The sequence below is a fragment of the Candidatus Eisenbacteria bacterium genome (genome assembly GCA_016867495.1).
GTDB lineage: Bacteria > Eisenbacteria > RBG-16-71-46 > CAIMUX01 > VGJL01 > VGJL01.
Map to the genome: position 1 here is coordinate 1 of VGJL01000143.1, position 6422 is coordinate 6422.

General features: G+C 67.1%; 5 protein-coding genes. All 5 read left to right on the plus strand.

Features of this window, described 5'->3' with window-relative positions; all coding sequences use genetic code 11:
- On the plus strand, positions 1-738 hold a 738-nt coding region (locus tag FJY88_10765; GenBank protein ID MBM3287814.1), incomplete at its 5' end, for a sugar transferase.
- A gap of 1 nt (position 739) precedes the next feature.
- Positions 740-1774: a Gfo/Idh/MocA family oxidoreductase gene (locus tag FJY88_10770; GenBank protein MBM3287815.1), complete on the plus strand. Its 1035-nt coding sequence runs from the start codon at positions 740-742 to the stop codon at positions 1772-1774.
- Between the two features lie 26 nt (positions 1775-1800).
- A complete protein-coding gene (locus FJY88_10775) occupies positions 1801-3204 on the plus strand; it encodes a capsule assembly Wzi family protein (GenBank protein ID MBM3287816.1) in 1404 nt (467 codons plus the stop codon).
- An 87-nt stretch (positions 3205-3291) separates the two neighbouring features.
- Positions 3292-5922, plus strand: a complete 2631-nt coding sequence (locus tag FJY88_10780) for a valine--tRNA ligase (protein MBM3287817.1) — start codon at positions 3292-3294, stop codon at positions 5920-5922.
- A 68-nt stretch (positions 5923-5990) separates the two neighbouring features.
- Positions 5991-6422 (plus strand): hypothetical protein (locus tag FJY88_10785; GenBank protein MBM3287818.1); only part of this gene is annotated, 432 nt, incomplete at its 3' end.

Sequence of the window (6422 nt, forward strand, 5' to 3'; positions counted from 1 at the left end):
GTCAAGGTGCTCTCCGAGGTCCTCGACCGTCTCTTCGGATCGATCCCGGTCGAGACCGTCCACGGCCGGCACCTCATGCAGGTAGGAAGGACGCCGCTCTGCGGCGGCGCCCGGATCCGGAAGCGGTTTCTCGACGTCGCCGGCGCCCTACTCGGGGGCCTGGCGATCCTTCCCCTGCTTGCATCGATCGCTCTCGCGATCCGCCTCACCTCGCGGGGGCCGATCCTCTATAGGCAGCCGCGCATAGGTCGGGGAGGGCGGCCCTTCACCATGTTCAAGTTCCGCAGCATGATCGTCCACGAGGAGGACGAGGACCATCACCGCTACCTCGAGAGGTTTCTCCGCAGCGGGGCGGCGGCGGGCATCGACATCCGGGGGCGGCCGGTCTACAAGCGGGTCGACGATCCGAGGATCACGGCGGTGGGGCACATCCTGCGGCGGACGAGCCTCGACGAGCTGCCTCAGCTCTGGAACGTCCTGCGCGGCGAAATGAGCCTGGTCGGCCCCCGCCCCTGCCTTCCTTTCGAGTATGATCTCTACGAGGACTGGCAGCGCAGGCGCCTGGACGTGACTCCCGGGATGACGGGGCTCTGGCAGGTGACCGGGCGCTCCTGCGTCACCTTCGAGGAGATGGTCTTGCTCGATCTGTTCTACATCGGAAACTGGTCCTTCGCCCTCGACATGAGGCTGCTGTTCAGGACCGTGCCCGTCATCCTCTTCGGGAAGGGCGGCCTCTAGCATGGCGAAGGGGGTGTTGAATGTCGCCGTCGTGGGATGCGGCTACTGGGGCCCGAACCTCGTCCGCAACCTCTTCGAGAATCGGCTCTGCAACAAGGTCGTCGCGTGCGATCTGGTGCCGGCGAAGCTCCAGAGGATCGCGCTCCGCTATCCGGCGATCGAGGTGACGACCGACTTCGATGAGGTCATCGGGCGGCTGGACGTCGACGCGGTGATGATCGCCACGCCTCTGTCGACCCACTACGACCTCGCGTTGCGGGCGATCCAGCGCGGCAAGCACGTCTTCGTCGAGAAGCCGTTCGCTGCCTCCAGCGAGCAGGCCCTGCGCCTCATCGAGGAGGCGGATCGCCGGCGGCTGACCCTCATGGTCGGGCACACGTTCCAGTACAGCCCCCCGGTCATCAAGATCAAGGAGATCCTCGACTCCGGAGAGCTGGGGGAGATCTTCTACGTCAGCTCCACTCGGGTGAATCTGGGTCTGCATCAGAAGGACGTGAGCGTCATCTGGGATCTAGCCCCTCACGATCTCTCGATGATTCTCTACTGGTTCGAGCAGACGCCTGTCGAGGTCCTCGCGACCGGGAAAGACTTCGTCCAGAAAGGGATCCCGGACGTCGCCTTCCTCTTCATGCGCTTCGCCTCCGGGGCGATCGCTCACGTGCAGGTCAGCTGGCTCGCCCCCTCCAAGCTCCGCCGCACGACGATCGTCGGCGACGCCAAGATGCTCGTCTACGACGACACGGAGCATCTCGAGCAGGTGAAGATCTTTGACAAGGGTGTCAACTTCAAGGATCCGGACACGTTCGGCGAGTATCAGCTCTCGTACCGCACGGGGGACATCGTCTCGCCGAAGCTCGAGTCGTTCGAGCCGCTGCAGGCCGAGATCGCCGACTTCCTGGGCGCCGTCCACTACCAGCGCCGGCCCCGCAGCGACGGCACCGTCGGCCTGCGCGTCGTGCAGGTGCTCGAGGCGGCGGAGCGCTCTCTCATGAACTCGGGTCACATCGAGGTCCTGTCGGCGGCGAGGAGAGCCTAGCCACGACTCGTCTGCCGCGCACGGCGATGCCAGGAGCGGCGCATCTTCTCCTTCTCGGCGCGGTTCTCTTGTCCGCGTCTGCCGCGTGTGGCGCGACGCGGATCGCGGACGGGCTCCTCGGCTTCTACGATCTCGAGCGCTACAGGATCCACCGATCGACCGACCTGCCGAGCGGCGGGATCTTGCCCTTGCCCGATCCTCCCCAGAGCGGGGGACGGCCGATCCTCCGCGGGGCGGCCTGGAGAATCGATGCCGCCAAGGCGAGGCGCCCGACCGCGGAGGAGGAGGGCGATGGGGCGACGATCTGCGAGGGGACGCGCTCCAGGGTCGAGGCCGACATCCTCTGGCCGCTCGGGCGGGGCTTCAGGGTCGCGACCGCCGGCCGCCTCCTGACCGGCGGGTGCGGCGCGTGGGAGAGCGCCTGGCTCGAGCGCAACCTGGCCTGGTCCTCGAGCAGTGTGGAGATCCTCGTGGGAGCGGCGCGCTCCTTCTGGGGGGACGGATCGGAGGGCAGCCTCCTGCTCGGCCGCACCGCCCCTCCCCATGAGATGGTCCGCCTGCGCAGCGTCCGTCCCTGGGTCCTCCCTCGGACGCGGTCGCTGGGGCGCTTCCACGGCTCGATCTTCCTCGCCTATCTCGACGACGCGCATCGCAGGATACCGTACCCCCTCTTGCAGGGGACGCGGCTCGAGTGGGAGCCGGTCTCTTGGGCGCGCCTCTCGGCCTCGAGGACCATCCTGATGGGGGGCGCGGGGCGAACGGAGAAGCTCAAGGGCGGCGATCTCTGGGACATCTGGTGGGCGCGCGACGAGAATCGCAGGGGAGCGCGCGATCACAGCGACACCGACCAGAAGGCGTCGTTCGGGATCGAGATGAGGCTTCCCCGGATGGGCGGCGCCCCGCCCTGGCTGCGCGGGGCGCGTCTCTTCTACGAGTACGCGGGAGAGGACGCCTTCAAGGGGCCCCTGCCCACGGCGGTGGCCCACCAGATGGGGGGAGCGATCGATCTGGCGGACTGGATCATCCTCGGAGAGGTCGCCGAGACGGTCGACGACGCGAACTACTGGTACACGAACCACACGGTCTATGGCCCCGGCTCGTACTACTACCACGGCTACGTCATGGGACATCCCATGGGCCCCGACGGCGTTTCCGCACACCTGAGGATCGCGAGTCCGAGCCTCGGCGGAAACAGCCTCCTCCTCTGGCTGAGGGGACGGAAGCACGTGGATCGCCGGAGCGAGGCCGGGTCGTGGTGGGAAGAGGGGCTCGGCTGCCATCTCGGCCGCGCCATCGGCGACAACGCCCGCTTCGAGATCGGAGTCGAGTCGTTTCGCCGGGGATCCTCCGGCGCCGAGTCTCAGGATCCGCCCATTCGGTGGCGCGGGTCGCTCGGCGTGCGGTTGGGCGCTTCCCCCCGCCCGCATTGACCCGGCTGCGGGCGCCCTGGTAGCCTCAGCTTCCATCGTTACCCCGGGGCCGGACTCTCGGTGCCGGATGCGAGAGGGAGGGTTTCGATGCCCGAGATGGCGAAGGCCTACGAGCCGAAGAGCTTCGAGGGCCGCTGGTACGAGCGATGGGAGCGCGAGGGGGCCTTCCGCCCTTCCGGGGACGCCGGGCCGGGGACCTTCACGATCGTCATCCCCCCGCCCAACATCACCGGCGGGCTGACGATCGGCCATGTCCTCAACAACACCATCCAGGACGTGCTGATCCGCTGGCACCGGATGAAGGGCCACAACACCCTCTGGCTGCCCGGCACCGACCACGCCGGGATCGCCACCCAGAACGTCGTGAAGCGCGACCTGGAGACCAAGGGAGTCTCCCCGGATCAGATCGGACGGGAGGCCTTCGTCGCGGAGGTCTGGAAGTGGAAGAAGGCCTACGGGGGGAAGATCACGCAGCAGCTGCGCCTCCTGGGCGCATCCTGCGATTGGGAGAGGGAGCGCTTCACCCTCGACCCGGGTCTCACCAAGGCCGTTCTGGAGGCGTTCCGCCGCCTCTTCAAGAAGGGGCTCATCTACCGCGGGAGCTATCTCGTCAACTGGTGCATCGGATGCCAGACGGCGATCTCGGACGAAGAGGTCGAGTATGACTCGCGGGACGACCATCTCTACTACGTGAAGTACCCGGTCAAGGGTCTGGAGCGCTCCGTGGTCGTCGCCACGACCCGTCCCGAGACGATGCTGGGCGACACGGCGGTGGCCGTCCATCCCGAGGACGCCCGCTTCGAGCCCCTCAAGGGCAGGACCTTGATCCTGCCGATCCTCCTGCGCGGGATCCCTCTCGTCGAGGACGGGATGGTCGACCGCGAGTTCGGAACGGGGGCCGTGAAAGTGACGCCCGGACACGACCCCGCGGACTTCGATCTCGGCCGCAGGCACGGGCTGCCTTCGATTTCGGTGATCGACCGAAACGGCCGGATGACGGAGGAGGCGGGGCCCTTCTCCGGCATGGACCTCCTCGAGTGCCGGGCGAAGGTCGTGGAGGAGCTCAAGCAATCGGGGCTCCTCGAGAAGGTCGAGCCCTACTCCCACTCGGTCGGGACCTGCCACAGGTGCGGGACGGTGGTCGAGCCGATGATCTCGGAGCAGTGGTTCGTGCGCATGGCTCCGCTCGCCGAGCCGGCCATGCGGGCCGCGCGGGAGGGGAAGATCCGATTCGTCCCGCAGCGATGGGAGAAGGTCTACCTCCACTGGCTCGAGAACATCCGCGACTGGTGCATCAGCCGGCAGCTCTGGTGGGGCCATCGGATCCCGGTCTGGTACTGCGAGGGAGGGCATCTCTGCCTGAGCGGGGAGGAGACGAATCCCTGCCCGGAGTGCGGCTCCACGAAGTGGCGCCAGGAAGAGGACGTGCTGGACACCTGGTTCTCCTCGTGGCTCTGGCCCTTCTCGACCCTCGGCTGGCCCGACGAGACCGATGACCTCAAGACTCACTATCCGACCGACGTCCTCGTGACCGGCCCCGACATCATCTTCTTCTGGGTGGCGAGGATGGTCATGGCGGGATACGAGTTCATGGGCGAGATCCCGTTCCACACCGTCCACTTCCACGGGCTGATCCGCGACGAGCAGGGAAGGAAGATGTCGAAGTCCCTCGGGAACTCGCCCGATCCGATCGACCTGATCGATCGCTGGGGGACCGACGCGCTGCGCTTCACGATGCTGATGCTCACCCCGACGGGGACCGATGTCCTCTTCGGCGAGAGGAAGATCGAGGTCGGGCGTAACTTCGCCAACAAGCTCTGGAACGCCGCCCGCTTCGCCTTGATGAACCTCGGGGACGGCGACGCTCTCGCGCCCACCCTCGCCGGGGACCATCTCGCCGATCGCTGGCTGTCCGCCCGTCTCCACCAGGTCTGCGGAGAAGCGAGCGCGGCCCTGGAAGAGATGCGCATGAACGATCTCGCCCGCGTCCTCTATGCCTTCACATGGAACGACTTCTGCGACTGGTACCTCGAGATCGCGAAGGTCCGGATGGCGGAGGGGGGCGAGGAGGCGCGGCGCGCAAGGGAGGGGATTCTCGCCGGGTTGGACGCGATCCTCAAGCTGCTCCATCCCCTCATGCCCTATATCACGGAGGAGATCGCTTCCCACCTTCCGCTCTCGGGGAAGATGCTGATCGTCTCTCCGTGGCCGCGCGCGGAGGACCAGCCGTTCGACGCGCCGGCCCTGACGCAGTTCGCGTCGCTGCAGGAGCTGGTGGTCGCGGTCCGGAACCTGAGGAGCGAGATGAACGTCCCGCCGGGGAGAGAGGCCGATGTGACGATCCGCGCTTCGGGCGAGACCGAGCGCCTCGTTCGCGGCAACGAGGCGATGGTCCGTTCCCTGGCCCGGGTCGGCGGGCTCACCCTGGGCGCCAACGCGCCGAAGCCCGCCCATGCCGCCTCCGCGGTCGTGGGGGCCTCGGAGGTCTTCGTCCATCTGGAAGGGCTGATCGATCTCCAGGCGGAGCGGGCGAGGCTTCTCCGCGAGGCGGAGAGGATCGAGAAGCAGATCGCCGCCTCCCAGCGCAAGCTCGCGAACCAGGACTTCCTGGAGAAGGCCAAGGCGGGCGTCGTCGAGGCCGAGCGGGCCAAGCTCGCCGAGATGGAGCAGTCGTTCACGAAGCTCAGGTCGGCGATCGCGGTCCTTGAGGGAGACTAGCTCCCGTCCCCAATCCGGGGAATAAAGGATCCGCGGCCGAGGTAATACCCCCGAAAGGAGGGACGATCATGCGTACCCTGCTCGCTCTGTTGCTCGGGATGCTCCTCGTCTCCGGCGCGATCGCGCGGGAGGTTCACCTCACCGTCTACAACAACGACCTGGGGCTTGTGCGCGACGTCCGCGAGCTCGACTTCCCGTCGGGCCGCGGGAGCGTCTCGATCGTCGATGTCGCCTCGCAGATCGACCCGACCTCCGTCCATCTGAAGTCGCTCGGACGCGAGGGAGGGATCACGGTCATCGAGCAGAACTACAGGTACGACCTCGCAAGTCCGGAGAGGATCCTCGAGAGGTATCTGGACGCCGAGATCGAGGCGATCCTCGAAAAGGGGGATCTCCACTCGGGGACCCTGCTCTCCTTCACGGGGGAGCAGATCGTCCTCAAGGGATCGAGCGGCCTCTCGATCCTGGAGAGGGACAAGATCATCGATCTCCGCTGTCCG

Excerpts from the sequence above, each read along its gene's own strand:
- FJY88_10780 (MBM3287817.1), top strand. The coding sequence starts at position 3,292 with ATGCCCGAGATGGCGAAGGCCTACGAGCCGAAGAGCTTCGAGGGCCGC.
- FJY88_10770 (MBM3287815.1), top strand. The coding sequence starts at position 740 with ATGGCGAAGGGGGTGTTGAATGTCGCCGTCGTGGGATGCGGCTACTGG.
- FJY88_10775 (MBM3287816.1), top strand. The coding sequence starts at position 1,801 with ATGCCAGGAGCGGCGCATCTTCTCCTTCTCGGCGCGGTTCTCTTGTCC.